Annotated in this window: 21 protein-coding genes and 1 riboswitch; of the genes, 9 read left to right on the forward strand and 12 right to left on the reverse strand. The window is 45.8% G+C overall.

Going from position 1 to position 26,787, the window contains the following annotated elements; translation table 11 throughout:
- Positions 1–196 precede the first annotated feature (196 nt).
- Positions 197–1,102, forward strand: a complete 906-nt coding sequence (locus OX890_RS19375) for a LysR family transcriptional regulator (protein ID WP_006080231.1) — start codon at positions 197–199, stop codon at positions 1,100–1,102.
- Between the two features lie 99 nt (positions 1,103–1,201).
- On the opposite strand, the gene OX890_RS19380 is transcribed toward OX890_RS19375, so the two are convergent.
- The gene (locus OX890_RS19380) at positions 1,202–1,930 is read right to left on the reverse strand and encodes an HDOD domain-containing protein (protein WP_226058180.1); all 729 of its coding nucleotides are present in this window, start codon (positions 1,928–1,930) and stop codon (positions 1,202–1,204) included.
- A 575-nt stretch (positions 1,931–2,505) separates the two neighbouring features.
- On the opposite strand from OX890_RS19380, the gene OX890_RS19385 reads away from it, so the two are divergent.
- Positions 2,506–3,720 carry a hypothetical protein gene (locus OX890_RS19385; RefSeq protein WP_268649764.1) on the forward strand — a complete coding sequence of 405 codons (1,215 nt, stop codon included), beginning with the start codon at positions 2,506–2,508 and terminating at the stop codon, positions 3,718–3,720.
- A 64-nt stretch (positions 3,721–3,784) separates the two neighbouring features.
- Here the strand turns inward: OX890_RS19385 and OX890_RS19390 are convergent, their stop codons facing one another.
- From OX890_RS19390 to OX890_RS19400, 3 genes are all read right to left on the reverse strand, one after another.
- Positions 3,785–5,743 carry a TonB-dependent receptor gene (locus OX890_RS19390; protein ID WP_268649765.1) on the reverse strand — a complete coding sequence of 653 codons (1,959 nt, stop codon included), beginning with the start codon at positions 5,741–5,743 and terminating at the stop codon, positions 3,785–3,787.
- 109 nt (positions 5,744–5,852) lie between these two features.
- Positions 5,853–6,086, reverse strand: a riboswitch (cobalamin riboswitch).
- Between the two features lie 137 nt (positions 6,087–6,223).
- On the reverse strand, positions 6,224–6,892 hold the full coding sequence (locus OX890_RS19395) for a hypothetical protein (RefSeq protein ID WP_268649766.1): 669 nt from the start codon (positions 6,890–6,892) through the stop codon (positions 6,224–6,226).
- 215 nt (positions 6,893–7,107) lie between these two features.
- Positions 7,108–8,550 (reverse strand): hypothetical protein, encoded by a 1,443-nt coding sequence (locus tag OX890_RS19400; RefSeq protein ID WP_268649767.1) that lies wholly within the window; start codon positions 8,548–8,550, stop codon positions 7,108–7,110.
- 234 nt (positions 8,551–8,784) lie between these two features.
- Between OX890_RS19400 and rihA the strand changes: the two genes are divergently transcribed.
- The 3 genes from rihA to azu all read left to right on the forward strand — a co-directional run bounded on the left by rihA (position 8,785) and on the right by azu (position 11,476).
- On the forward strand, positions 8,785–9,741 hold the full coding sequence (rihA, locus tag OX890_RS19405) for a pyrimidine-specific ribonucleoside hydrolase RihA (RefSeq protein ID WP_268649768.1): 957 nt from the start codon (positions 8,785–8,787) through the stop codon (positions 9,739–9,741).
- A 19-nt stretch (positions 9,742–9,760) separates the two neighbouring features.
- Complete coding sequence (gene rbsK / locus OX890_RS19410) at positions 9,761–10,672, forward strand: ribokinase (RefSeq protein WP_268649769.1); 912 nt, start codon at positions 9,761–9,763, stop codon at positions 10,670–10,672.
- A 327-nt stretch (positions 10,673–10,999) separates the two neighbouring features.
- Entirely contained in the window at positions 11,000–11,476 is a 477-nt protein-coding gene (azu, locus tag OX890_RS19415) for an azurin (protein WP_006080224.1), read from the forward strand.
- 99 nt (positions 11,477–11,575) lie between these two features.
- On the opposite strand, the gene OX890_RS19420 is transcribed toward azu, so the two are convergent.
- Both OX890_RS19420 and OX890_RS19425 read right to left on the reverse strand, forming a co-directional pair.
- Positions 11,576–12,760, reverse strand: coding sequence for a DUF3103 domain-containing protein (locus OX890_RS19420; RefSeq protein WP_268649770.1), 1,185 nt, complete (start codon positions 12,758–12,760; stop codon positions 11,576–11,578).
- A gap of 366 nt (positions 12,761–13,126) precedes the next feature.
- On the reverse strand, positions 13,127–13,429 hold the full coding sequence (locus OX890_RS19425) for a DUF3622 domain-containing protein (protein ID WP_006080221.1): 303 nt from the start codon (positions 13,427–13,429) through the stop codon (positions 13,127–13,129).
- A gap of 370 nt (positions 13,430–13,799) precedes the next feature.
- Between OX890_RS19425 and OX890_RS19430 the strand changes: the two genes are divergently transcribed.
- Positions 13,800–15,077 carry a glycerophosphodiester phosphodiesterase family protein gene (locus OX890_RS19430; protein WP_268649771.1) on the forward strand — a complete coding sequence of 426 codons (1,278 nt, stop codon included), beginning with the start codon at positions 13,800–13,802 and terminating at the stop codon, positions 15,075–15,077.
- A gap of 91 nt (positions 15,078–15,168) precedes the next feature.
- Here the strand turns inward: OX890_RS19430 and OX890_RS19435 are convergent, their stop codons facing one another.
- Entirely contained in the window at positions 15,169–15,735 is a 567-nt protein-coding gene (locus OX890_RS19435; protein WP_006080219.1) for a phosphoribosyltransferase, read from the reverse strand.
- A gap of 291 nt (positions 15,736–16,026) precedes the next feature.
- Positions 16,027–17,793, reverse strand: coding sequence for an alkaline phosphatase D family protein (locus OX890_RS19440; RefSeq protein WP_115333899.1), 1,767 nt, complete (start codon positions 17,791–17,793; stop codon positions 16,027–16,029).
- Positions 17,794–18,048: 255 nt separating this feature from the next.
- Here OX890_RS19440 and OX890_RS19445 point away from each other — a divergent pair, with 255 nt between their 5' ends.
- Entirely contained in the window at positions 18,049–18,474 is a 426-nt protein-coding gene (locus tag OX890_RS19445) for a CBS domain-containing protein (RefSeq protein WP_011845794.1), read from the forward strand.
- A 59-nt stretch (positions 18,475–18,533) separates the two neighbouring features.
- Here the strand turns inward: OX890_RS19445 and OX890_RS19450 are convergent, their stop codons facing one another.
- Positions 18,534–19,895, reverse strand: coding sequence for an MATE family efflux transporter (locus OX890_RS19450; protein WP_259520636.1), 1,362 nt, complete (start codon positions 19,893–19,895; stop codon positions 18,534–18,536).
- A gap of 547 nt (positions 19,896–20,442) precedes the next feature.
- On the opposite strand from OX890_RS19450, the gene OX890_RS19455 reads away from it, so the two are divergent.
- Complete coding sequence (locus tag OX890_RS19455; protein ID WP_259563358.1) at positions 20,443–21,360, forward strand: alpha/beta hydrolase; 918 nt, start codon at positions 20,443–20,445, stop codon at positions 21,358–21,360.
- 83 nt (positions 21,361–21,443) lie between these two features.
- Here OX890_RS19455 and lgt read toward each other — a convergent pair whose 3' ends face one another.
- Both lgt and OX890_RS19465 read right to left on the reverse strand, forming a co-directional pair.
- A complete protein-coding gene (lgt, locus tag OX890_RS19460) occupies positions 21,444–22,223 on the reverse strand; it encodes a prolipoprotein diacylglyceryl transferase (RefSeq protein ID WP_063881653.1) in 780 nt (259 codons plus the stop codon).
- A gap of 226 nt (positions 22,224–22,449) precedes the next feature.
- Positions 22,450–22,920, reverse strand: a complete 471-nt coding sequence (locus OX890_RS19465; protein ID WP_126492735.1) for a cupin domain-containing protein — start codon at positions 22,918–22,920, stop codon at positions 22,450–22,452.
- 377 nt (positions 22,921–23,297) lie between these two features.
- On the opposite strand from OX890_RS19465, the gene OX890_RS19470 reads away from it, so the two are divergent.
- Complete coding sequence (locus OX890_RS19470) at positions 23,298–24,206, forward strand: GGDEF domain-containing protein (protein ID WP_006080211.1); 909 nt, start codon at positions 23,298–23,300, stop codon at positions 24,204–24,206.
- 159 nt (positions 24,207–24,365) lie between these two features.
- Here OX890_RS19470 and OX890_RS19475 read toward each other — a convergent pair whose 3' ends face one another.
- Positions 24,366–26,555, reverse strand: coding sequence for an OsmC domain/YcaO domain-containing protein (locus OX890_RS19475; RefSeq protein WP_126492736.1), 2,190 nt, complete (start codon positions 26,553–26,555; stop codon positions 24,366–24,368).
- Positions 26,556–26,787 lie beyond the last annotated feature (232 nt).

Here is a 26,787-nt window from a genome sequence, read left to right on the forward strand (position 1 = left end):
TATCTTCCTTTATTTGAGATAAGCCATATTCGGCACTTGCACCCACCAGATTGTGTTCTCTTGGTACTTTTCAGCATTTCCGCCTTGATAAATAACAATAGGCGTCTGGACGTCTAGAAGTTTATTGTGTTAGTCTCTATTCCAGCAACCGAATTGATTTCAAGCACAACATGAGCGAATTTCACCTGGAGTGAACATGATCGAACTAAGACATCTGCGAACCTTAATGGCCCTGAAGGAAAGTGGCAGTTTGGCGGGCGCAGCCAAAAAACGTTTTGTCACTCAATCCGCCCTCTCCCACCAGATTAAGGAGCTGGAGCAAAGGATTAACTCGCCCATTTTTGTGCGTAAGAGTAAGCCGCTGTCATTCACCCAAGAAGGTGCACGCCTGCTTCATCTCGCGGAAGAGATTTTGCCTAAGGTGTTAGAAACCGAGACAGATCTTAAGAATGGCCTTGAAACCGAAACCAATCAGTTGCGGGTAGGTATTGAGTGCCACAGCTGTTTTCGCTGGTTAATGCCTGTGATGGAGCAATTTAGGCAAGACTATCCCCAAGCGGAGTTAGATCTGTCGAGCCGTCACTTGTTCGACTCGCTCAATGCCTTGGAAATGGGTGAACTGGATATAGTGCTGACCTCAGATCCTGTGCCTGGGCATTCACTCGCTTATCAGCATTTGTTTGATTTTGAAGTAAAGTTAGTGGTTGCTAAGGATCATCCTTTAGCGAAAGAAGCCTATGTCACCCCTAAGCAATTAGCGCATTTACCGATCATCAGCTATCCCGTACCACTGACGCGTTTAGACATCTATCGCCACTTTTTAGAGCCCGCAGGCATAGAAGCGGGTGAGCAAAAAACCTGTGATTTAACCATGATGTTACTGCAACGCATCGCCTGTAAAGACGGTATAGCCGCGCTGCCAAATTGGTCGATAAATGAAGGGCATGGCCTAAGCCTTACCACAGTGAAGCTCGGGCAAGAAGGTTTAAAACGCCCTCTGTTTGGTGCCTATCGCCGCCATAGCGCCAACTCAGCCTTGATCCAAAATTGGTTACAACTGGTGGCGAGTGAAGGTTTATCTCGCCAGCAGAAGACTAATTAATGCGGGTGAAATCGAGTAAAAAGCCTGCGAATGCAGGCTTTTTTAATGAATCAAATGACTATTTCATAGGATCAAACAGCGATTTAATGCATCGAAATATTACAGCGGATTCATCAACAGACCACGCATAGACAATACACGGCGCAGGATTAAACCGGGGGAATTCGAATTGCGGGTCTGACGCAAATTATGGGCAATCATAAACTCTTGGCGTAAGTCCTGATCTAAATCTAACGCTTCGAATGATTCTATGGTCAAAGTCTGCTGTTGATTATCAATCAATGACTTAATCACGCTTAAAGGGAATGATTGTTCGGCATTAGCATTTAAATAAGCAAATGCCGTGAGCGCGATAATTTGGCCGAACACACTGAACAGGGCCAAGGTTTGCACTTCATCTGCATCAACCTCGACACCTTCCATCTCCGCTAAACTGTCCACCGCATCAGTTGCAATATCTTCAGTCAATTTCCAATAACCTTGGACTAACTTTTTATAGGGCTGCGGTAGCTCATCGAGGCGTTCTTTCAGATAAAACGTAAAGGCATAACGATAGATATTCACTTGACCTAAGCGGATCAAAGCTTCTTTCAACGAGCGAGTTTTATGATTTTCCACTACAGCTGCCTGTGCGGAATTACTGCGCATTAGCATGTGCGCCGCCAATGCGGGATCGCTCGAGATAATGTCGATCACGTTACGAATGTCGCCTTCAGCAAGGATCGCTTTTTTGAGTGGAATTAAAATCCCTCTGCGGCCAATCACTTGCTCTTCGTTCGCTATGATAGCTCTAACTTGAGTAAAAACCTGTTGCTCAAGATCAGTCATAAGACACTTTACACCTGTTTATTAACAATAAGATGATTCGGTTACTCTTGATATCATACCAAAAATTAAAAGAATTTCAGTACTAAGTATCACATTAGTCTAACGAAAATAATAAAAAAATGACTACCCTGTATGTAGCATCTAATGACGAAGCAAATTTAGTATATACAACGAAGGTAAGCAACGCCCAACAATTCTTATTCGCATTGCATTACCAATTCAAAAATAGGAATTAAAACAAAATATTCCCGCTGAATCGTAAACTTTTTAGGTCTCATTACCACTTATCTGCCAGATGCCACAGTATAAGTTAAGCAACACTTCTTCTGTAATGAATATATTTAGCACCAAAATCATGTGAATCTTGCCAATAGAAGGTAAAATAATCAGCGCTTTACAATTAAAGCACAATCTGATATCAAGTGAAGCCTAGCTTTATCAAAATTAACAAACAAACAATCCATTTGAAAAGAAAAATCAACTTAAGTATTATGGTTAAAATGTCGAGTTTTTTGCTCAAAGCACCGAAATAGTAAGCCGTTTTGACTGTTTCAGATAAAATATCGGAGAGAAACGTGAGATACAGTAAATTTACCATTGCTTTGTTGTGCTTGTGTGCAAGTAACTCGTATGCCATAGAGTTGATAACTGCAACCGAAAACCAAACAGTAAACCAAATCGAGCAAAAGTTTGAAATTGATAACTTGCTAATCTCTATTAATGATCGCTTATCTAATCATAAGAAAAGTGAATATGATTATGATTCACTATTAATAAACATTGAAAATGAAAAAGAAAATTATAATAAGGCAATATTGGCATTACCCAATGCTATTTTAACAGAAAGTGACCCAATAAATTATTTCAAAGGAATCGAAACCTTAGTAAAAAAAATTGATTCACTTGAAAAAAAATCAGTAGATGACAAAATTAAAAACAAAGAGAACTATCAAGATATACTAAAACAATACGAAGTTATAAATAGTCAGCGTGCAGAAAAAAGTGCGCAGCTTTTTACATTGAAAAAAGAAATTGTTAATCGAATTGTTACTGAACTATCTAGTTCTGATAGTGTTAAGTCCGTTGACCTAGAAAGCTCAATGACCTGCTCAAAATTCCAATCTATAAATGAGTGTTTAAAAGATACTGAAAAGTATACTGTTAAAAACACGATTAATTCAGATCCATTCCTCAGTGATAAAAGTGTACTACTATCATACAAAGTTATTAACGCAAGTATGAATATGAATGGTGAGCTACATTACAAAGTTAATATGACGTTTAAGCCGTCATATAACAATAAAATTGAATCATTACTCAATGAAAAACTGGGCCTTAAGTCCACGGTCATAACCCTTACGAGTAACGTTGATGCAGACTGGTATGTCGATGGCACTAAGGTTGGTACTGGTAAGAAAATTCACCCTGAAGTCACTCTAGGTAAACATGGTATTGTCGCAATATACAAAACCATGAAGAAATCAACCATTGAAACAGTAGAAACCAATGCTATTTTTAACTATAAATTTGGCAAGGTAGAAGATAAATCCGCTACTGATAATGAGGACATTAAGAGTATAGCGAATGTGTCTGCTGCACAGGAGACGAAGTCTAAACAGACTAAGCCTAAATTAACTATGTATGCAAATAAAGAAGAGAGTACATCGAAAGAAATTAATAGCAAAAATGAGACGACTGTCGATAACAGCGATAAAAATAGCTATGAATATTATCTTGGTATTAAACCGCTAAATAAAGAAGAACAAGATAAACAATTTAAGAGTAAATAATAGCAAAAAAAAGCAGCCTTTATATTGAGTTAAAGGCTGCTAAATTCGCTCATTTAGTCAGATATTAAAAACGATAACCAAGGGTTAAACGAATATCTCGACCTCGGCCAGAGTAATAACTATCACCCCAAAGGCCACCGTAATAGCCTGCACTAACATAGTCTTTATCAAATAGGTTATCGATACGCAGGCTGGCAAGCCAAGCATCACGGTTGTAGTTCAAGGCTAAATTACCGAGCACGTAACTGGCCAGCTTATCGCCTTCATTACCGTTATCACCTTCCACAAAGCGATCACCCGTGTAGATAGCTTCGGCAAAGACTTGGAAATGCTCAGCAAAATCCATACTGACATATCCGCGCCCCGTGTGTTTTGCCACCCAAGACAGCTCCTTGCCATCATTATTACCGTCGGTAAATTCGGCATCGATATAGTTATACTCAAGCCCTAGTTGTACTGCTTTAGTCACCTGCCAATCCCAATCGGCACTTGCGCCATAACGACGTGAAGCGTCAGCATTGACATTTGCGCCATCGAAATTACCACCAATAGGTTTAGTGGCGCTTGAGTCATACACAATTTCATCTTCTAAATCGAGACGGTATAAGCTCACTCGTAGGGTTTGGCTAGCAAGAGTCCAATCCCAACCCGCTTCATAGGAGCGACCCGTCTGCGGCTTTAAGCCAAGTACACCAGGCGATGTATAAGCTTGCTCATCCACTTTGGCAAAACGGAAGTTATCATCAGCGCGAACATAAAGTCTGTGCTCAGCAGTTGGACGGTAATTTAAACCCAGTTCAAATGCGTGGGCATTTTCGTCTAAATCCATGCCATTAGGATAGACATTACCATCGACTAACTCGTCGGTCACCCGCGCATAACGACCACCCACAACGTAGCTTAAGGTATGGCTTAAAGGCACTGTGGCTTGTAGATAGGCGCTTTGCATTTGCTGTACATTACTACGCGCCATAGTGTCAAAATCAGCCTTACCACGGCTGATGTCTAAACCTGTGACTAGGTTTAGCTCACCTTGACGCGTACTGTAGTTCGCTAACGCTTTAGGACTAAACATCAACAGTGAGCGTGTGTTACGGCTCTGTCCCCAGTTCAATGATGACACTAAGGTATCGCTGTAATCTAAATCCGCCGCCAGCGCCCAGTTTTGATTGAGCTGATGCTGGTAACCCGTGCGCGCCGCCGTAGTCATTTCATGGGAATATTGCTTATCGTTACCAGAGTAACGTGGGTTATCTTTAAATTGCTTTTCAGTCAGCGAGCCCGGATTTTCACGATCGTTGTCGTAGTAGCTAGTTTCAACAAAGAAGGAGTCTGTGGCCGTTTTATATTGAATGCGACCTAAAATCGACCCTGTTTCATTGGCATTATGCTTGCGGTAGTTGTCACCTTGGTTATAGCTACCAGTGAAAAAGTAACGCCAATCCTTGTTGATCGCGCCAGACACATCACCACGACCTTCATAGGTATCAAAGCTGCCGCCGGATAACTGCACGCTACCACCAGTATTTTCAGGGGATTTAGTGACAATATTGATCACGCCGCCTACCGCTTGGTCGCCATAAAGCACACCCGCACTACCCGATAAAATTTCGATGCGCTCGACTTGGTTAAGCGGTATGGCATTAAGACTAGGAGCAGCGATATCGATATTATTGAGGCGACGACCATCAAGTAAAATCAGCGTGTTATTCACAGCAGTGCTGGCGCTAAAGCCACGCATCGCAAAGCTAGTACCGATGTTATTATCCGAAATTTGAATACCGCTTTGACCGCGTAAAACCTCAGTCACGCTAGTGGCACCGCTCATTTCAATCGCCGCAGCGTCAATCACATTCACATTCGAGGCAATATTTAACGGGGTATTGTCAGAGCGGCCGATCACGACAAGATGCTCGTCGACTTTAGCTGTGCTGGTATCGCCTGCCGCCATAGCGGGCGCGATAACGGAAAAACTGCAAAGGCTACCGATAAGTAGCGCGATTTTGGTTGGATTTGTTCCCATTTTACCTTTAACTCCTGCAAGGAAAACGGGGCATTAGCGCCACGATACTGTTCATTCAGTAAAAGATACTGACAGTGACTATCGCATTTTGAGATCTGCCCACCGAAATCTCAAAAACACCTTTAGGGCCGGTCTCCGGACTTAGGCTATGTTAATCCCTTAAAAATTGGATTAACGCGAGACTGACCTTTTACATTCTGACTATCGGGTTCGGTCTTGAACTCACCAATCAAACGCGGTCTTCTCTCACCTTTTACCGTTGCGGGGGCAGTGCCAGAATTCCACTGGCTTCCCGATTATCTCGCGGCTTTCGCACGCAAGCACCTCAGAAGGTTGACTAAAAATTTGATTCATAGGGTACAGCCATCAATAAAGACTGCTATCGCCCCTTAAGGCTCAGCACATTATAGAGCCTGAGCGCGCGCATTATAGACGTCTATACGGATGAAAGTCCATCAAACTCAAGCGAGCGTCTACAGCCTACTTCAAGGAGAATGGGACTAAAGCGAAGATAAAATCTTGGCTATTATCCGCCTGCAATGGCGGTTTATCGGCAGAAAAAACGGCACCTCGCATCGACTTATGCAACAGATACAAATCTTTATTGCCACTGACAACCGTATAGTAGCCAATTTCCCCTTGAGGAGTTGAAGCATAGGCTTTGGGATTCAGTGGCGTCACACCGTGCATATTGGGCATGGCTGTACAGCCTAGAATAGCCTTAAATCCAGCGTGTCCATCGACTTCAGTGTCGCCTAACTTCTGGTACACCACCTCGCCATCACAGGTCGATTTATAGGTCTCGGCCATCGCATCTAAAAAACGCTCAGGGCTAATACTCTCGGCCATATCCTTAAAACCCTGCACGCAAAATAGCGTACTCCACTGGGTTAATGCTTCCTGCTCTGGCACAAACTCTGCCATAAACATGCCTGCTTGCTCCTCATGATAAGCCTGTTTCCAGCCCGCAGGCAGATTGAACCCTAATTGCTGACCAAATACGGGCAATACATGGGTATGAGCAGCGCCGCTTTCGCTCCGGGGCATAGCTAATGTGGCTTGAACTGGCTCTGAGCCAATTAAGCTGCAGAGTAACAACACACTGGCACCTTGAAATAATCCAATAGGTGAACACAATGCTAATTTCATACTTATCATCCTTGTATCGCACTTATAACTAATACTAATTAATACGACATCATGAAATTGAACAGAAAACACCCAGCATTCTAGCGAATAACCCAGATTGAAAACAGTCAAAAGCCTAGATTAACTGCCACTTTGAAAGAAATAATCACTATCACGGCGTAAATAACAGAGAAATACTCCGTTTATCTGCGCCGTGATGGTAAAAGAGGTTAGTGCTATTCGCTAAACAGCCACATTTTTACTTCAGGTTTAGGCCTTTCCTGACTCAGAATCACCTGTCTTTGTTCTGGCGTTTCGCATTGGGTAACAGGGGTAAAATCCAGCGGCTTAATCACCAACGAATCGGCTGGCTGCAGCGGAGATTTGGCGAACATCTCGTTATTCATCGACCAAGAGACCCATTCCCCCTTTTCACTGATCCCGACATAACCCTCACCCGCCCTCGCTAACCAAGTTAATCGCGGGATGCGTTCTATGAGCTTCTCGACATTTTCTAGGTTAGCCCTATAGCCTACTGGCACGACTTTGCCGTCAGGACGGGTGAATACAAATGATGCTGAACCTATGGTGATTTTGCTTCCCTCCTGCCAATATCGATTGAGGATCTCTTGGGCATAGTGAAAACCATATAGATAGGCGTAGTCACTGTCATCGACGAGGATTTGCGGTACGGCATTGTCACGCAGCAACAGAAATCCCGTGCCGACACTGACAATACTGTTAACGCCTTTAATATCCGTTTGTTTGAGCCAATCGATACCGCAGTTCGTTTCATTGCCCCAAAAGTGCGCCTCTCCCGCTGGACTTAAGATTGCAAAAGCACAGCTATTTGACATAATACTCACGACATCCTGTAGCGCACTGCGAATAGGGTAAATATCGCTACTCTGCCCCCAAGTCACGACACTGCCATCCTTTTTCAAAGCGGCATAGGTCCCTTGGGTATACTCAACACGCACAACATCCATTAACTGCGGCAGCAGCTTTTTCATATTGGTTGAACGTTCAATTTGCCCCCAAATCACAGTGCTGCCGTCTTTCTTAAGTGCCGTAAAACTTCGTCCTTCGGCAAAGATATCAACTATATCCACCAGTTTATCCTGCACATGTTGGCTATTGCCGCCTTCGGGCCCATAACCCCAAGTGTGCACTTTTCCACTGGCATCGAGTGCGGCTACCGCCTCACGGTTAGCATAGAGTTTAGTGATGTTTGTCATACGGCTTTGAAGGGCTTTGTCGAGGCTCAGTTTCCCAGCACGTCCCCAGTACACCACAGTGCCATCTTCACGCAGGGCGGCAAAACCTTCCTTTACAGGCACGACTTGTTTAACGTGTTTAAGCTCCGCAGCAACTTCGCGGCTATCGCCGCCGCTAAAACTGTTTCCCCAAGTGATCACATCGCCATTTTGGGTGATGGCAGCCACTGCCATATCATTTGCTACAACGGTATTTACCGCGGGTAAATCACAGGGAATATGGCGATACTGCGGACTCGGTTTTTCCTTAAATTGGATGAGTTTACCGTTATCGAACTGCAGCAATGACTCGTTATTGCTTTCAATAATGGCCATAGGTTGAGGATCGCTGCAGCCAGAGATCTGCATGGCAACCATGCCCGCGAGTAAAGCCTTAGGCCAAGTGATTCGATGAGTGAGCATTACTTATTTCCTTGTATTTGCTTGGATATGTCATTCAATGTTGTGCAGCGGACAGAGCGAGAATGGATTTACCTAACATCGCCTAGTGTCAAAAACGGGCAGAATTCTAGCAGCTTGTTAATAAAAAGACGAAAACGCTCACAGTTTGCTCTGCAAGTACCCTCCACATGCTAGCGCCTAACTTATGGCATGCTATTCTAAGCATCCAGTACCGCTGTTTAAAGGAGTAACAGTATGACTCGTCACATCATTCTTGATTGCGATCCCGGCCATGACGATGCTATCGCGCTGATCTTAGCCTTAGCTCACCCAGACCTTGTTCCCCTTGCCGTCACGACTAGCGCAGGCAATCAAACCCCAGATAAAACCCTCAACAACGCACTGCGGATCTTAACCCTGTTAAACCGTGGTGATATCCCAGTCGCGGGCGGTGCCACTAAGCCGCTAACACGTCAACTGATTATCGCTGACAATGTTCACGGCGAGACTGGCCTCGATGGCCCAGCATTGCCTGAACCTAGCTTCAGCCCACAAGCCATAACGGCCGTTGAACTGATGGCGCAGCAAATCCGCCAAAGCACACAGCCAGTGACTTTAGTGCCCACAGGGCCGCTGACTAACATCGCCCTTTTACTGGCGAGTCATAGCGAGCTGCACCCTAAAATCGAGCGCATTGTACTGATGGGCGGCGCCGCGGGTGTCGGTAATTGGACCCCAGCTGCCGAGTTTAATATTTTTGTCGATCCCGAAGCCGCCGATATTGTCTTTAAGTCAGGCATTCCCATCACTATGTGCGGGCTCGATGTGACCCATCAAGCGCAAATCATGGATGAAGATATAGAACGGATTCGCGCCATCCCAAATCCAATTGCTCAGTGCGTCGCCGAGTTATTGGATTTCTTTATGATTTACCACAGAGATCCTAAATGGGGCTTTATTGGCGCGCCATTGCACGACCCCTGTACTATCGCTTGGTTGCTCAAACCTGAACTATTTGAGGCACAAGATTGCTGGGTCGGGATTGAAACCCAAAGCGAGTTGACCTTAGGCATGACAGTGGTTGATCGCTATCAACTCACAGGCAAACCCGCCAATGCGACTGTGCTATTTGGGCTCGACAGACTAGGTTTTGTCGATTTACTGGTAGACAGTTTACGTGTCTATGATCCAACTTATCTCAATCGCAGATGAAAGTAACAGTGAGTTTTCTATGAGCCAGATACTCGTTATCGGCAGTGCAAATGCCGACCATGTGATGAAATTTGAGTACCTGCCCGCTGCAGGGAAAACCTTAATGAGCCGAGATTATCGCCTCGAACTGGGCGGCAAAGGTGCCAACCAAGCCGTCGCCTGCGCGCGTTTAGCCAAACCTGGCTCCCGCACTGACTTTATCTGCCACCTCGGCCAAGACAGTATCGGCGATGATATGCGTCAAAGCTGGATTAAAGATGGCATAAGTACAGAAGGAATTAGCCAAATAGCGGAGCAGAGTACCGGTACCGCGATGATTTTTATCGGTGACAACGGTGAAAATACCATTGGTGTTGCTGCGGGTGCCAACGCCACTCTTTCACCCGATGATTTAGAACATCACTATGCTCTGTTTGCTAATGCTCAGTACTTATTAGCACAATTAGAAACCCCTGCAGCCACAGTGGCAAAAGCATTACAAATGGCCAAAAATCTTGGTGTGACGACGGTATTAAATCCCGCTCCAGCGACGGCACTTGGGCAAGATTGCCTCAAGTGGGTAGATATAATTACGCCTAATGAGACAGAAGCAGAAGCCTTAACAGGGGTTGAAATAAATCATCTCGATGATGCCCAAATGGCTGCGCAGCTCCTCCACCAGCAAGGTGTAGGGATTGTGGTGATCACTTTAGGCAGTCGCGGCGCATATATCAGCAGCCCAGGTTTTACAGGGCTAGTGCCTGCACTTGAAGTGCAAGCCATAGACACAGTCGCTGCAGGAGATACCTTCAACGGCGCCCTAGTCGTCGGCTTGAGCGAAGGCATGTCGATTGCCGCCGCCGTTGGATTTGCTAATGCGGCCAGTGCCATTACTGTGACTCGCCAAGGCGCACAGCGTGCTATCCCCTATCGACAGGAGCTTTCGTACTAAAAAAAGTAAGCGACTTTGAGTTAGACGCCCGGAGTCAGACTTTCTAAATTATCATTTATAAATCAAAGTTATAAATCAAAGCCATTAATGATAATCCGCGAGTATTTAGTTGGTTCCAGCTAAGTACTCGCTCGTCTATGTTTACCGCTAGCGATTTTGCCGTTACAGAATTTTGCAGTCACTGAGAATGAAGCACTCAAACGAAAGTTGCATATACATAATTTACACGCTGATTTCATTCCCATTTAATAAAGATTGCTTATGCTGGCAGGCGCATGTCCGAGTCAAAAGGACTCGGCTACCCTTGTTCAAATAAGGAAGTACCAGATGAAAGCAAAAAGCACAGCTTTACGTAACGTGACCAGCACTAGCCTAATCGGCCTAGGATTATTATTCGCTAGCCAAGCGAGTGCCAACGAATGTGAACTGAAAATTGCCGCCACTGATGCAATGCAATTTGACACTAAAGAGCTGTCTGTACCTGCAAGCTGTAAAGAAGTGACCTTAACCTTAACCCACTCAGGCACTTTGCCAAAAGCAGCTATGGGCCACAACTGGGTATTAACTAAGGCAGCCGATATGTCAGCCGTAGCGACCGAAGGTATGAGTGCCGGTCCTGATGCTGCCTATGTCAAAGCAGGTGATACTCGCGTTATCGCTCACACGCCATTAGTGGGCGGCGGCGAATCAACGTCTATCACCTTTAGCACTGCTGGCATGAGCGCTACTGAAGCCTACCAATTCTTCTGTAGCTTCCCAGGCCACTGGGCGATTATGCAAGGTAGTTTCAAGCTAAAAGCTTAAGGTGAATGGCTTAGCCTAACGTTAAGTGATAAAAACAAAAAAGCGGATCTTAGGATCCGCTTTTACATTCCAGCCATTGCATTTAGCCGCTATGATTCATCAGGGTCTTGGTTGGATGACTAATGGCGCAAAGCTCGTCATCGCATTACCGTTAGCCCCGTTCAAGTTAGGGTATTCAACCCCTTCCTGTAAGGTGTAATACACGTCGACAAAGTCATCGTCATTGGTGAACCAAGCATCCGGCATCACACTTAAAATACCATTGGTGATTTGCGGGATCAGCGCATAACCCTGAGCTTCAGGATCGGGGATCGACTTTAAGATCTGCTCCGCCGCTTCCAACAACTTAGTGGCCAACACTTTATAGTTAGTGCCATCGTCATGCTCCATTAGGATCATGTCCGCAGCCGCCCAACGATAACGCTCCCAATGGATGATGATTTGATTCGGGTAATAGGTCGTATCCGCATAATCTAAATAGGGCATTTCGACGATATCGAGCACAGGTTCTTCACGGCTCGGGTCAATCCCTGTCACTATGCCGTAAATCTCGGCACGACCAGAAATCCACGGCTCATGATCATCCTTCAAGGATATTTGTTTGATCACTGTGGTGGAAATAGGCTTGTCTGCCACCGCCTGTGTTTGCGCACGGCTCAGTAGCGCACCATTTTTTTTCGCCGATTGTGCTTCGGCAAATGTCGCCCGCATCACCTCTAAGCCAGCCACAAAGGCTTTTTTACTATCGATACCGACCACAAATACCGGCTGCTGCGGTAGGTTATACACGTCTAATTGATGAACTTGCCCATGAATATCAAAGGCTTCAATATAATCCCACTGACTCTCGTCACCATCGGGCTCATAGGCAAATAAAGGAGACTCACCTTGCTGCCATGGGGTTAACATGGTTTCATCTGCTAGACGCACTTGCACCAGAGAATCTGCTTTGGCACTTAAGCCCTTCACTCGGCGAATCGACGCATCGGCTTTGGTGATCACATTATCATTGAGCCTATGCTGAGACAGAATGTCATCGGCATTTACGGCCAACTGATACTGGTTTATTTCAGTCTGTAAGATAGGCGCAAGCTGCGCATATTGATGGCTCAAATCTAACGCCAATGCCCGCTTAGTATTGGTTAACTGAGCTTGTGCATCCAAAGTTGAATCCTTTAGCGACGCCTGTAACAAGCGTAACGCCTCTCCATCTAAGGCTTGGCCATAACTCATGGTTGCCGAAGCCGACAAACACAGCAATAAACTGGATTGAAGTAGTTTCATAGGAGTTCCCTTACCTTAATAAAATTAAACGTGTGTTCGAATTCTCTACATATGAGCACAGACCTGAATCCAAGTAAACCAAACGATAATAATTATCGTTATTTATTAATGGTATAGAATACGCAATAGCGCTGAAACTCTCTAAAAACAAGACTATAGCAATAACGGCTCTCAATTGACCAAAACGTGCGGAGTGAACAGGAAAAAATGAGTTGATAAGCTCAAAGAGGTTGAGCGACAAAAACACAAAAGGCGGATCCTAAGATCCGCCTTTTGTTATTCATAGCCAGAGTGACGTTTCAGAACGCGTCATGCGCGCCCTAACAGTCACACTAGCTTGATAAGACAATACTAAACGAGTGAGTGTTACTCTTCGTCGAAATCATCTTCATCAAGATCTTCGGCATCAGTTGCCGCTTCAGCCGCTAATGCTGCGGCTAATTTTGCTTTAGCTTGTTTCTCTGAACGACGTTTGTTGCGCTCAGTTAACGTACCTAAAAACACTTGTAATTCAGTCAAGCCCCAAGCTTGCGCTTCAGCTTCGGTCGCAAAACCATCATGGCTCTTAGACACAACCGTTTTAGTTGATGTCATGCGACGAGTGATTTCAGTTTTCCAACCTTTGTCGCCCTGTGTCACGCGAAAATCGTATTTTTTGCCCTTGCTCATTCTGCTCTATTTCCTAAATGATGCTTGTCACGTTTGTCTTATCAAGCGAACCAAACGCTCATCATAAAACAAAAGGAGCGCAGTGTACTTGATTTCGGCCCAGAAAGATCGCCCAGATGAAAATATTCATGCCAGTTTCATCGACTCGCCCAGTGGAGTCAATTCTCAAGTCTAAAACAACACTGCGCATATATCCCGCTCACCCTCTATTGATGGCTGTTTATCGCGAGCTAGCGTGCTTTAGATAATCGTCGTGCAAACGGTATATATTCTTGTTTATGTCATAAAAATAGGCTTTTTTAGTCACATTAACACTTTAGAGTTTCTGATTAATATTAATAATTTACATCATTACTCATAGGTAAATCTGATGAAACTACGCCCTCTTTCGTCGCTCTCACTCGGTCTGTTAATTGCCACCAGCGCTTTATTAGCTGGTTGCAATAGTGACGATAACAACACAGAAGTCACGCCACCGGCCAGCAAACCTGTTCCAGCTCAAGTGGGAGAAAGACCTTTATTCCTCGTGCGTCAAATGCAAGACAGCACACTTAAAACCCGCTTAGAACAATGCACCACTGACAATTTTTATCGCAGCGAGTTTTCCATCGGTCACCGTGGAGCACCAATGCAATTCCCTGAGCATACAAAGGAATCCTACCAAGCAGCTATCGATTCGGGCGCTGGCATAGTTGAATGTGATGTCACCTTCACCGCCGATAAAGCCTTAGTGTGCCGCCACTCACAGTGCGATCTTGCCAGCACGACCAACATTTTAGCCGTGCCTGAACTGGCTAATAAATGTTCGAGCCCATTCACTCCAGCCGATGCAGCCAATGGCGTCAGCGCATCGGCGACCTGTTGCACCAGCGATATCACCCTCGCCGAATTTAAAACCCTCAAGGGTAAAATGGAAGGCAGCAATCCGAAAGCGACCACTGCGGCCGAATTCATCAATGGCACTCCAAGCTGGCGCACCGATCTCTACGCTGGCAATGGCACCTTGATGACCCATGCTGAAAGTATTGAAATGTTTAAAAAAGCTGGCGTGAAGATGACGCCAGAACTCAAAGCCGCCAGCGTATCTATGCCATTCGATGGTTTTACTCAGCAGGATTACGCACAAAAAATGTTAGATGAATACACGGCGGCTGGCGTCGATGCTTCGCAAGTATTCCCTCAATCATTTATCTTAGATGACATCAAATATTGGGTCGCCAACGCACCTGAGTTTGCGAAACAAGCCGTATTTCTCGATGACAGATACGATTATAACAGCGCTTTCGATCCGCAAAACTCTGCCACTTGGTCACCATCAATGGCAGATTTGAAAACCAAAGGCGTCGAAATTATCGCGCCGCCACTCTGGGTTTTAGTCGCCTTAGATGCGGACAAAAAGATCATCCCTTCGGAATACGCTAAGGCCGCCAAAGGCGCTGGGCTTAAGATCATCACTTGGTCGCTGGAACGTTCTGGATTATTAAAAAATGGTGGCGGCTTTTATTATCAAAGCATTACCGAAGCCATAGATAACGAAGGCGATACCTTTGAATTACTCGATGTGTTAGCTAAAGATGTCGGTGTGATTGGGGTTTTCTCCGACTGGCCCGCCACTGTGACTTACTATGCTAACTGTATGGATTTATAAGTCGTCGATATAGAAAACAAAAAATGCGTTAACGATTAATCGTTAACGCATTTTTTATTGCGAAAATAGTCTATATTTCGCCGCGAGCAAGCTATTTAAACAGGTGCTGGATATTCTTTAAATCGCCCTTGCCTTCGGCAATTTCTTCCGGCGTTAAACCTGTGACTTCATGCGGGAACACTAACCAGTCTTCAGAGGCATGGATGTAATAGTCAGGCTTTAATGGCACGGCGGTATTTTTTGGCTTGTAATAAGGGCAAGCGATACGGATATCAGTTGGCATATTCAGGCGCATCAACTGACCGAGTTTTTCTTTTAATGCATGGATACTGCGGCCAGAGTCAAACACGTCATCCACAATCAATAAACCGTCGCTAGCGTTCGCATTTTCAACGATGTAATGCAGACCGTGAACTTTGATTTCTTTGCTTTGCTTATCGGTGCCAATCCCATAATAGGAAGAAGTACGCACAGCAATGTGATCGGTTTCTACTTGTTTAAAGTCGAAAAATTCCTGTACCGCGATCCCGATTGGAGCGCCGCCACGCCAAATACCCACGATAAACTGCGGACGAAAGCCACTCTCATACACTTGCGAAGCTAATAAAAATGAATCTTCCAGCAATTGCTGCGCGGTAACAAAATACTTTTCTGACATGACACAGTCCCCATCACATTGATTTTATTCTTAGGTCGTTAAAGCAAAAGCTTATGACCCCTGTAAGGTCTGTTCGGCGGGTAAAGGTTCCCAAAACACTAAAACAGCTTTGCCTTAGCAAGTGTAGGCAGCCGCCGAATTTTGGGAGCGAATTTTATACCAAAAAAATGCGATGTGCTGCAGTAATAGTAAGAACTTGCGTGACAACAGACATTTATTTTGCCTTTTTAGGCAAAAAGCAACAAAAAGGCCACTCTAAGGTGGCCTAAAAACAGCGAATAAATACCTGCGTTAAACGATAGGCGTAATCACATGCTCGCCCACTTTTGCCTTGGCGCTATAGCCACGTGCCGTTGCCGCTTGGAAATCCTTCGACAGAATGGTATCCACATAATGCCAGTCGCTGCGCACCTCATCAGCGGTGAAAGTGAGCGTCATAAAGCCGCGATCTCTTAAGTTAGCGTACTTAAGATCTGGCACTAACTCGACGATCGCCGCCTCAGTCGCAGGGATCTGCTCAGCTGGCAGATTCAAATAATACTCAAGACCTGGTGAAGACACTGAGCTGGTCGCAAACTCCACCCCAACGGTATCGCCATTCACATCTTTAAGCTCGTTAGCCCAGGCATTATGGGTATCACCCGCGATCACGACTAGATTGAGGTTTTTCGATTTAGCCGTACCTAAAATCACCTCACGCTCGTAGGCGTAACCGTCCCAAGCATCTAAGTTGTATGGAATGGCAGGTAATTGCAGCAGTGCGATAACTTCTGGGGTTAATAAGGCTTGATTAGCCTGAAGATATTGCAACTCTTGGGCGGTCAGCGTCGGGTCATTTGCCGCCGCACGCGCCGCTAGCTTAGCTAACGCGCCTAACATGGCATATTGGGGAATGCTCATCTGCTGAGTCGCAATCGCCGCTGGCAATGACATCTTGCCCATCAAAATCTGTTGCCCTAACACCTGCCACTTGCCCGTTGCTTGCAGCAAAGTGCCCTGCAGCCATAACAATTGCGTCAGACCCAGCATAGTGCGAGTGGTCGAAGTCACATCGGCAAGGAAACGCTCGCCCGCAAACGAACCCGTTGTGGGATCCATATAATCAGCATAATCGAGCTGTTTATCTCGGGCCAATACACGGGTATCGAGCATGTGCAGGTCGACAAGATTGCCGTAACTGAAGCTGCGGTAAATCTCTTCATGGTTCCCTTCGCGCCATGGGCGAATAGGCAACCATTCGAAATAAGCTTGCAGTGCCGCTTCTTTGCGGACGGCAAAATCGCCTTCGCCTTCATTATGATTCTCAGCGCCATCACGCCAAGTATCGTTGGCCACTTCGTGGTCATCCCATACCGTGATAAAAGGCACTTTCGCGTGTAACTTTTGCAGACTCGCATCGGTATGATACTGGCCATAACGGGTGCGATAATCGCCCAATGTCAGCAACTCAGTGGCCGGCAATACTTCACGGCCAAGCTCTGCAGCATGCTCACTGGCATAACCGCCACGGGCATATTCATAGATGTAATCGCCTAAATGCACCACAGCATCTAAGTCATCCTGCGCCGCCGCTAATTCATATACGTTAAAGTATCCGGCTGGAAAGTTCGCACAGGACATCACCGCCAGTTTGACAGAACTCACATCGCCCTCAGGCAGCGTGCGGGTTTTACCCACGGCTGAGGTTTTGTCACCTGTCATAAAGCGGTAAAAGTAGTTTTGGCCAGCACGTAAGCCGCGGGCATCAATCTTAACCGTGTAGTCACGGCTTGCATTAGTGACCATCTCACCCGTGGTCACTAATTGAGCAAAGGCCGCATCGCTTGCCACTTGCCAACTCACTTTTACATCGCCCTCAGATTCAGGCGTGACACGGGTCCAAAGGATCACAGCATCAATCGCAGGATCGCCACTGGCAATCCCATGTAAAAATTGCGCGGGTACAGAATTATCATCATTACTATCGCTACAGCCCATCAAGCCGTAAGAGATCACAGCAACGCCAACACCTTTGGCCGACATAGCCAAAAAGTCACGACGAGTTACGGTACGATTCATTATTATTATTCCTTGTTAGATAAGGCTTCACTGGTATGAGGTCTAATGAGACCCCGATTGTGAGACATCACTGTTACACATTTGTGACATCTTTGTCAGCCTTTTATGATTTCTATCAATTCAAACACTTATACTGAATGGCGTACTTTATTTATGCAGGACTGGCGCAGTGAACAAGGAAGCTGCTAACATCGGTGCAGGCTAACGCAGCGTGTTAAATGCACGCCTAAGAATGGCAAGAAAAGGAATTTAACAATGAAAGTCAGCGATATTATGAGTGATCAAGTCATCTGCATCAGCGATGGCGCCAGTTTGAAAGATGCCCACCATCTGATGCAAACCCGTGGCGTACGCCACTTACCCGTGATTTCTGAAATTGATGGCACCCTCGTTGGCGTACTCACCCATAAAAAGATGATCGCCAGCGTGATGACTATGTTGAATAAGTACGGCCAAGGCGCGCTCGAGCGCAAGGAACGATACACGCCGATCACAACCGTGATGGACCAAGACTTTCAGCATCTTACTGCCGACGAGCCTTTAACTGTGGTGGTGGAATATTTTATCGAAAACAAACTCGGCTGCTTACCCGTCGTCGATGCCGATAAAAAGGTGCTCGGTATCGTCACGTCATCGGACTTTATCAAGCTATGTCGTACCTTGTTGAAGCAGCAAAGTTAAGCTTATCAAACAAAAAGCGCAGCCTATGTTTGCTGCGCTTCCAATTCACCTCACCAAAACTACACTGCAGTCGCAGCGGGTATGCGAGTAAAACGTTGCCAACGGCACGAGCGCCAGCGATACACCATAATCAGGCCGCGTATCCATTCATCTGCGGCAACGGCCAGCCAAGCGGCGAGTACGCCATAGCCTAAATGAAGGCCAAAGAACCATGCCAATAGCACGCCAATCCCCCACATGCTAAAGAGGCCAACCCGCACGGGGAACGCCACATCACCCGCCCCTTTTAATGCCGAAATAATCACCAGATTAAACACCCGCCCCGTTTCAAGCGCGATAGAACCTGCCAGTAATAACGCCGTCAGTTGGATGACTTCCTCGTTCTCACTAAGCCAGCCAACGATAGTGAATCGCTGCCAGTAGAAGACTAACACTATGACCAGCGAAGTGACAAAACCCACCAGACAGTAGCGTTGCACTCTCGCAGTGATTTCATCGAACCATTGTTTGCCGACATAGTATCCGGTCTGAATTTGCGTTGCCTGCCCGAGCGCCACCGCAAAACAATAAATAAACCGGCTGATGTTTAGGCCATAGGTATAAGCCGTGAGCGATAAAGTCCCCATTTGACTGATAAAATAGATGATGGTCATCTGCGCCACATTGTAAGACAACATCTCACCGGCATTGAGTAGACCGATACGCATCACACTCCAATAGGTGCTGCGCGGTAATAATTTAAGCCGTTGCAGTGGCAGCGGGATCTTTTTATAGCGGATCACCATCAGCATGATCACAGCGCCGATGATCTGGCTGGTGACGGTGGAAATTGCCACCCCTGTTACCCCATAAACAGGCAAGTCAAAGGGAGAATACAGGGCAATATAGTTACCGATAACGTTCATCAAGCCTGTGCTTGAGGTGACTAACATGGCCGAGCGGGTAAAGCCGTAACTCCTTAGAATCGCGGCAAAAGCGATGTTCATGACCAAGCCTATACTCAAGCTGCCGCAAATCACTAAGTAGTCATATCCAAAGCCCGCCACATCGTGTTCAAGCGCAAACAGGCCGATAATCCCCTTGGCGCCGAAGAACATAGAGGCGCCCATGATCAAGGCGAGCCCTAAACTTAATGCGACACTTGCCACCCCGATATCGACAGCCTGTTGCGACTGGCCTGCGCCATTGTTCTGGCTAATCAAAATGCTCGCACCTGTGCTCACCATCATGGACATGACCATCATGAAGAACATCAGCTGAGTCGTGAGTCCCACCGCTGCAACCGCGTTATCGGAATAGTGGCTGAGCATAAAAATGTCGCTGATCCCAAGCAGTGATTGCAGCAAGGTCTCGACAAAAATCGGCCAAGTGAGGGCAACTATGCTCATGCGTTGTTGCAATGTTTTGGGTGCTTTAGCCACGGAGAATTCCTGCAAATAGAGTACGGATAACGATGTGAGCACTGGCTCAATGTGTCGCTCAAACGGTATCTTGGCAACCTATATTTTAGCCAAGAGACTGAAAGCAACTTTCACAAATAGACAACCTAGTGCTAACTAACACACAATCAGGCGGAAATTTAAGCGCATCCAGCCTAATGGTCAATTGAGTTGGTAATTTTCTTACAAGTCACCATACAACTCAATCTGTATTAATGAAAATATGCCGACTGCAACCGTATTCATTACTGAGTTGATGGCAGGCTAAAAACAGGACTCATCACAGTATGTGAATTTAGGCTAACAAGCATCTAATCAATGAGCACAGAATCGGAGTGCGCACAACAAACCGAGCAAAGACAAATTGAGCAAAGACAAATTGAGCAAAATTGTGACTCGGCAGAAATTATGTCAATGCTGCTAATCCACTATTACTTCTCATCACTGCGGCTACCATTTCAATTAAACTGCCGATAAACTCAGCCCATTGCAGAACTGCTAAGCACACTGAAAAATGAGGGAAGATTAAATGAGCCAACTCTATTTAGAAGATGGAATTAAACAATTGGTTAGCGAGTTTATCGCGGCGGGTTGCCCATCGGTGCGAGAGCAAACCATTGAGCAACGTAGGCAAGGTTATATCGCCAGCACGGTACTCGCAGGTGAAGCGGAAGACGTGTTCGAGGTGCGCGCAGTTTCCATCGATGGCGCAGACTTGACCCTGTTCAAACCTTCGGCGGCACAGGATTTACCCGTTGTCATTTATTACCATGGCGGCTGTTTTGTTAGTGGCGGCGTTGAAACCCACAATCAACAACTGCGTAAACTCGCTAATGATGCTGGCGCACTGGTGATTGCCGTTCGCTATCGTCTCGCCCCAGAACATGTTTACCCCGCCGCCCACGACGATGCCTGCCATGCCGCCGAAGTTATTTATCAGCATTGCCAACAATGGGGTGGCGATAAGGACAAGATTACCCTGATGGGCGACAGCGCCGGCGGCCATTTAGCTCTAGTCACTTGCCTACGTTTAAAAGCCAAAGGGCAATGGTTGCCACAAAAGCAAGTACTTATCTATCCAATGCTCGATGCCACCGCTAAAAGCCAAAGCTATAGCGACAATGGCGAGAAATACATCATCACCCGCGACACCTTACTCACTGGATTTGATCTGTATTTAGATTGGCACCCCAGAACCGATGCCGAAGCCAGTCCACTGCGAAGCGCTGACCTAGCGGGACTGCCCGAAACCCATATCATCACAGCAGAATTTGATCCGCTCGTCGATGAAGGAGAACAGCTATTTAGGCATCTATTAGAGGCTGGCGTGAATGCCCACTGCCGCCGCTATCTTGGGGTCATCCATGGCTTCTTCCAACTCTCGGGAGTGAGCCGCTCCGCACGGGATGCCATGGTGCAAGTGAGCAATATAGTGAAGACAGCCTAACGTCATCCTTGATGATTAATTCCTTCATAAAAAAGGCTTTCTATCTAGATAGAAAGCCTTTTTAAACCGTTTGATATTCTGACTTAAACGGCTTTCTTTCGATACGCCAGAAACAACAAGACTATGCCAACGGCTAAAAACGGTAAGCTGAGAAGTTGTCCCGCACTTAGCACTGACTCAGAGTATGCCGCTTGGCTGACTTTAATCGATTCAATCGCAATTCGCGCACTAAATACCGACACTAGGAACAAGCCAAAAATTGCGCCATGCCGTTGTTTAATCTGCGTAAATTGATACAGAGCATAAAGCACGACAAAGATAGCCAAATAGGCAAAAGCCTCATAAAGCTGCGCCGGATGCCTTGGCAACATATCAACACGGGCAAATATAATGCCCCAGGGTTTTGTCGTTGGATCGCCTAAAATCTCTGAGTTGGCAAAGTTCGCCATACGCACAAAAAAGCCAAAAATGGCGGTGGCGATCGCGAGTCTATCCAACAAAAACAGGAATGGCAGCTTCACTTTGCGTTGGTAATAATACAGCGCCAGAATCGCCCCTAAACCCCCACCGTGGCTGGCGAGTCCACCTTCCCAAATCGCCAAAATCTTCAGCGGATGGGCAAAGTAATAAGCCGGATCGTAAAAAATACAATGGGCTAAACGCGCGCCCACTATGATGCCAACCACACAATAAATCAGTAGATTATCAAGGGACTCGACATCGAGGTTTTCCTTAATATAAATCCGCTTCATCACCTGAAAACCGGCAGTGATAGCAACAGCAAACAAGACTCCATACCAATGTATTTTTAGTCCCATAAACGAGATTAATACAGGATCGAGCTCCCACACTAAGTGTTCCAAATTCAATTACTCCTAACACTTGGTACATAGAGGTACGCCAAAAAGCCTGTTTTACGTGGTTAAACGCCAATAGACAAGCCTTGTCGCGGGGATATCTTACTATTGAGCCAAATTTAACGACACTGAGTAGCATTGATTTAGCCGAATGATGTTATTTCGACCGAATCGAACTCTCACTCATTAATGGGTTAATTCACGCACTAATGAACGCGCTTTTTTTATACCACTATCGGCTCAGACGCTTGATGATTTCGCTGTGCTGCGGAAAATGAGCTAGTAACGTTTTTTGGCTAAATAACTCGAAATCATCGAAAGTAAAACCGGGGGACACCATACAGCCCACGAGCGAAAAGCCGGGTTGATTCATCGCCGAGCCAAAAATACAGCCCTTAGGCACCAAAAATTGTGGTCGCTCGCCCGCCGCTAAATCGAGTCCCAATTGCGCTGTGGTTAACACGCCATCAGGGTCAATCATATAAATAGTGAGTGATTGTCCTGCATGGAAGTACCACATTTCATCGGCGATTAGGCGGTGAAAGTGGGAAATTTCACCCGTGCGCAGTAAAAAATAGATGCTGCTCCATAATGCCCGAGTCTGATCAAACGGCGTTTCAGAACGATAGGATAAGCGGTAATAGCCGCCCTCAACATGCTGTTCTAGCGCTAAATGTTCAATAAAATCATCGGCAGTGTGCATGATAAATCCCTGGATAAAATTAAAACCGCAATTGAGCTTCTAAGTCTACTCGAAAATCATCTGCCCACTAAGCGCCATAATTGAGCTTTTTGAACATAAGCACACACGCTAAAGTTCAACATATCACTTTTGACTCGTTACAATAGGAAAGAGAGAGTTATGGCTTGTGGCATCAATCGCGCTGGCGACTTGGCAAAATCGTGACGACAAATAAATTGTACGGCGTGTCGTTATGGTTTGTTGTTCCCACCAAAAGCGGCTAGATTATTATGAGTTAGCGGGATTCATTGGCGGCTAAAGCTCCAAAGAGCGGCTCGTAATGATGACTTGGACACGCAGACATAAAGTTAAGTGATTTTCCACAGGGATCTTAATTGATGATCAATATTGAACAGATGGCGTTAATCCTCGATGCACTGCCAGATCCTGCCTTAATATTGTCAAAAAGTGGTCGGTACGTGGCTGTATTCGGCGGTAAAGATGGGCGTTATTACCACGATGGCAGTGGCTTAGTCGGTTTGTACATTGCTGATGTATTAAACCCCGATAAAACAAATTACTTCTTAGGCATTATCGAACAAGCCTTAGCTAGCCGAGCATTACTGATTGAAGAATATGAACTCAGTAATAAAGATGTCAAAGGCTTACCCGACGCGGGCCCAGATCAACCCATTTGGTTTGAGGGACGAATTCAAGCGCTAGATTTTCTAGTCAATGATGAGCCTGTGGTGCTCTGGGTCGCCAGTAATATCTCACAGCGACATGAGCTTGAACTGCAGCTGCGTCAGCTCAGCGATACCGATCAGCTCACAGGATTATATAATCGCCGCCGATTAGAACGCGACTTAACCGTTCAATTCGACACTTTTCAGCGCCACCGTACGCCCACTTCAATCTTGATCCTCGATTTAGACCACTTAAAGTCTATCAATGACCAGTTAGGCCACCATGCTGGCGATAAAATTATCATCGCCGTTGCTGAAACCTGTCGCACTCAATTTAGAAAAACCGATAGCGCGTATCGTTTTGGTGGGGATGAATTTGTGATTGCCCTGCCCGGTGTAGAGCAGTCTCAGGCAGTTAAATTTGCTGAATACCTCTGCGATTGTTTTTACTCGGCACTGCAACAACATGCGGTTAATGGCTTGTTTGCCACCGTAAGTATCGGGGTTGCCAGCATAGAAGCATTGGATACCTCCTATGAAGACACGCTTAAGCGGGCCGATGCGGCCCTGTATCAAGCGAAACGTAACGGTAAAAATCGAGTTATATCAAATACAGCCTGAGCGGGTTAAACATTTCAAAGCACACATAGCAATAACAAGCGCCCTTAATAAGTGATAGTCACAAGTGCTCATAAGAAGCACGCATCAAAAGGCAGCCAACAAAAAAGCGAACCCTAAGGTTCGCTTTTAAACACATTAAGCTAATGCCAAATAACAGAATTAATTCGCGTCTTTCGCAGCTTTACGGGCTTGATGCAGCTTTTTATAGCTTTCAATCAATCTTAGATGTGGCTCAATGCCTTCGAGCTGCATGCTGGTCTTAGTCAGGCCATAAAAACGCACTTTACCTGTGACTGAGCCAACGACATTGTCCATCACTTCTTTACCGAACATGCGGTTGAAATTATGGATAAAATCATCAAGTTCTAACTCGTCATCTAAGGTCACTTCCAATACAGCATTCATGGCTTGGTAGAACAGGCCGCGTTTAACGGTATTGTCGTTAAACTGCAGGAACTCACCAACCAACTCAATCGCATCTTCGTGCGCACCGAGTGCCAAATAAATCAGGATCTTAAGCTCGATAATCGTGAGCTGACCCCAAACGGTATTTTCATCGAATACAATGCCGATTAAGGTGCGGATATCTGTGTAGTTATCGAGTTGGCTTTCTTCTAAACGGTTGACCAAATTAGCCAATTGCTTAGTGCTTAACGAATGCAGATTTAGGATATCTTCACGGTATGCCAGCGCCTTATTGGTATTATCCCAAATCAAGTCATCAACTGGATAAATCTCAGAGTAATCAGGTACTAAAATACGGCATGCCGACGCACCTAAATCAGTAAACTCAGCGATATACACCTCTTTACCTAACTCTTCTAAGATGCCGAACAAACCGCTGGCCTCTTCTTCGCTGCTGCCAGAGAAATCCCATTCACAGAATTCATAATCGAATTTGCTGCTAAAGAAACGCCATGAAATTACCCCTGTTGAATCAATAAAGTGCTCAACAAAATTTTCTGGCTCGCTGACCGCCATGCTATTAAAGGTCGGTTTTGGTACATCGTTTAAGCCTTCGAAACTGCGGCCTTGCAACAGCTCAGTTAAGCTACGCTCTAATGCCACTTCAAAGCTTGGGTGCGCGCCAAATGAGGCAAACACGCCGCCAGTTTTCGGGTTCATTAGGGTCACGCACATCACAGGGAATTGACCGCCGAGTGAAGCGTCTTTGACTACAACTGGGAAACCTTGCTCTTCTAAGCCGTTAATGCCCGCGAGGATGCTTGGGTACTTTTCTAGTACAGACATTGGCACATCTGGCAGAACAATTTCTTGCTCAATGATTTGACGTTTAACGGCACGCTCAAAAATCTCTGACAAGCACTGCACATGCGCTTCTTGCAGGTTATTGCCCGCGCTCATACCGTTACTTAAAAACAGGTTTTCAATCAGGTTCGATGGGAAGTAAACCGTTTCACCGTCAGATTTACGGGTGTAAGGAATCGCACAAATGCCGCGCTTAACATTACCTGAGTTGGTATCAATCAAGTGCGAACCGCACAGCTCGTCATCTGGGTTATAAATCTCTAAACAATAGTCATCGAGAATACCCGCTGGTAGCGCATCGTCTTCTTCTAATGCAAACCACTTTTCATTGGGATAATGCACAAATTCGCTATTAGCGATTTCAGTCCCAAAGAATTGATCATTATAGAAAAAGTTGTTATTTAAACGCTCAATAAACTCGCCGAGCGCTGAACACAGCGCACTTTCTTTGGTCGCGCCTTTACCATTGGTAAAACACATTGGCGAAGCGGCGTCACGAATATGCAGTGACCACACGTTCGGCACTATGTTACGCCATGATGAGATCTCAATCTTCATCCCAAGCTCGGCGAGCATTCCCGTCATATTGGCAATGGTCTGCTCCAGCGGCAGATCTTTACCCAGAATAAAGGTGCTCGATGCGCCATTAGGCTGGCCCATCAGCATAGCATTGGCGTCTGCGTCTAAGTTTTCAACGGTTTCAATCTTAAATTCTGGGCCCGTTTGCACCACTTTTTTAACGGTACAACGGTCAATTGAACGCAAAATACCTTCGCGATCTTTATCGGAAATATCTTCTGGCAATTCAACCTGAATTTGGAAAATCTGGTTGTAGCGATCTTCGGGATCGACAATATTGTTCTGCGACAGTCTGATGTTATCCGTTGGAATATCGCGGGCTTTGCAATACACCTTCACGAAATAGGCCGCACACAGGGCTGACGACGCTAAGAAATAATCAAACGGACTAGGAGCAGAACCATCACCTTTGTAGCGGATCGGTTGATCGGCGGTCACGGTAAAATCATCAAACTTGGCTTCAAGTCTAAGATTGTCGAGAAAATTAACTTTGATTTCCATTGAATATGATTTCCACTAAATATGCGAGTCTGTAGCAGCCCATCGACCAAGTCGCGTCATTGGTAATGAGTCATTAAGGGGGAATTATCGGTGTTTTTGGCCCATTAGTCTTGGGTTAATTATGTTAAAAACCACAATCGGGGCATTTGCGGCTTAGCTTAGTGGGTTGAATAGCAGGTTTGAGTTTGAGCTGAGATTGAATAACAGGAAGGCCAAGTAAGCCAATTGATCG

It is taken from the genome of Shewanella sp. DAU305 (assembly GCF_026802235.1).
Classification (GTDB): domain Bacteria; phylum Pseudomonadota; class Gammaproteobacteria; order Enterobacterales; family Shewanellaceae; genus Shewanella; species Shewanella baltica.

Excerpts from the sequence above, each read along its gene's own strand:
- rbsK (WP_268649769.1), top strand. The coding sequence starts at position 9,761 with ATGAGCCAGATACTCGTTATCGGCAGTGCAAATGCCGACCATGTGATG.
- OX890_RS19465 (WP_126492735.1), bottom strand. The coding sequence starts at position 22,920 with ATGCACACTGCCGATGATTTTATTGAACATTTAGCGCTAGAACAGCAT.
- rihA (WP_268649768.1), top strand. The coding sequence starts at position 8,785 with ATGACTCGTCACATCATTCTTGATTGCGATCCCGGCCATGACGATGCT.
- OX890_RS19420 (WP_268649770.1), bottom strand. The coding sequence starts at position 12,760 with ATGAAACTACTTCAATCCAGTTTATTGCTGTGTTTGTCGGCTTCGGCA.
- OX890_RS19390 (WP_268649765.1), bottom strand. The coding sequence starts at position 5,743 with ATGGGAACAAATCCAACCAAAATCGCGCTACTTATCGGTAGCCTTTGC.
- OX890_RS19375 (WP_006080231.1), top strand. The coding sequence starts at position 197 with ATGATCGAACTAAGACATCTGCGAACCTTAATGGCCCTGAAGGAAAGT.
- OX890_RS19445 (WP_011845794.1), top strand. The coding sequence starts at position 18,049 with ATGAAAGTCAGCGATATTATGAGTGATCAAGTCATCTGCATCAGCGAT.
- OX890_RS19440 (WP_115333899.1), bottom strand. The coding sequence starts at position 17,793 with ATGAATCGTACCGTAACTCGTCGTGACTTTTTGGCTATGTCGGCCAAA.
- OX890_RS19470 (WP_006080211.1), top strand. The coding sequence starts at position 23,298 with ATGATCAATATTGAACAGATGGCGTTAATCCTCGATGCACTGCCAGAT.
- OX890_RS19395 (WP_268649766.1), bottom strand. The coding sequence starts at position 6,892 with ATGAAATTAGCATTGTGTTCACCTATTGGATTATTTCAAGGTGCCAGT.
- OX890_RS19455 (WP_259563358.1), top strand. The coding sequence starts at position 20,443 with ATGAGCCAACTCTATTTAGAAGATGGAATTAAACAATTGGTTAGCGAG.
- OX890_RS19435 (WP_006080219.1), bottom strand. The coding sequence starts at position 15,735 with ATGTCAGAAAAGTATTTTGTTACCGCGCAGCAATTGCTGGAAGATTCA.
- OX890_RS19425 (WP_006080221.1), bottom strand. The coding sequence starts at position 13,429 with ATGAGCAAGGGCAAAAAATACGATTTTCGCGTGACACAGGGCGACAAA.
- OX890_RS19430 (WP_268649771.1), top strand. The coding sequence starts at position 13,800 with ATGAAACTACGCCCTCTTTCGTCGCTCTCACTCGGTCTGTTAATTGCC.
- azu (WP_006080224.1), top strand. The coding sequence starts at position 11,000 with ATGAAAGCAAAAAGCACAGCTTTACGTAACGTGACCAGCACTAGCCTA.
- OX890_RS19475 (WP_126492736.1), bottom strand. The coding sequence starts at position 26,555 with ATGGAAATCAAAGTTAATTTTCTCGACAATCTTAGACTTGAAGCCAAG.
- OX890_RS19380 (WP_226058180.1), bottom strand. The coding sequence starts at position 1,930 with ATGACTGATCTTGAGCAACAGGTTTTTACTCAAGTTAGAGCTATCATA.
- OX890_RS19400 (WP_268649767.1), bottom strand. The coding sequence starts at position 8,550 with ATGCTCACTCATCGAATCACTTGGCCTAAGGCTTTACTCGCGGGCATG.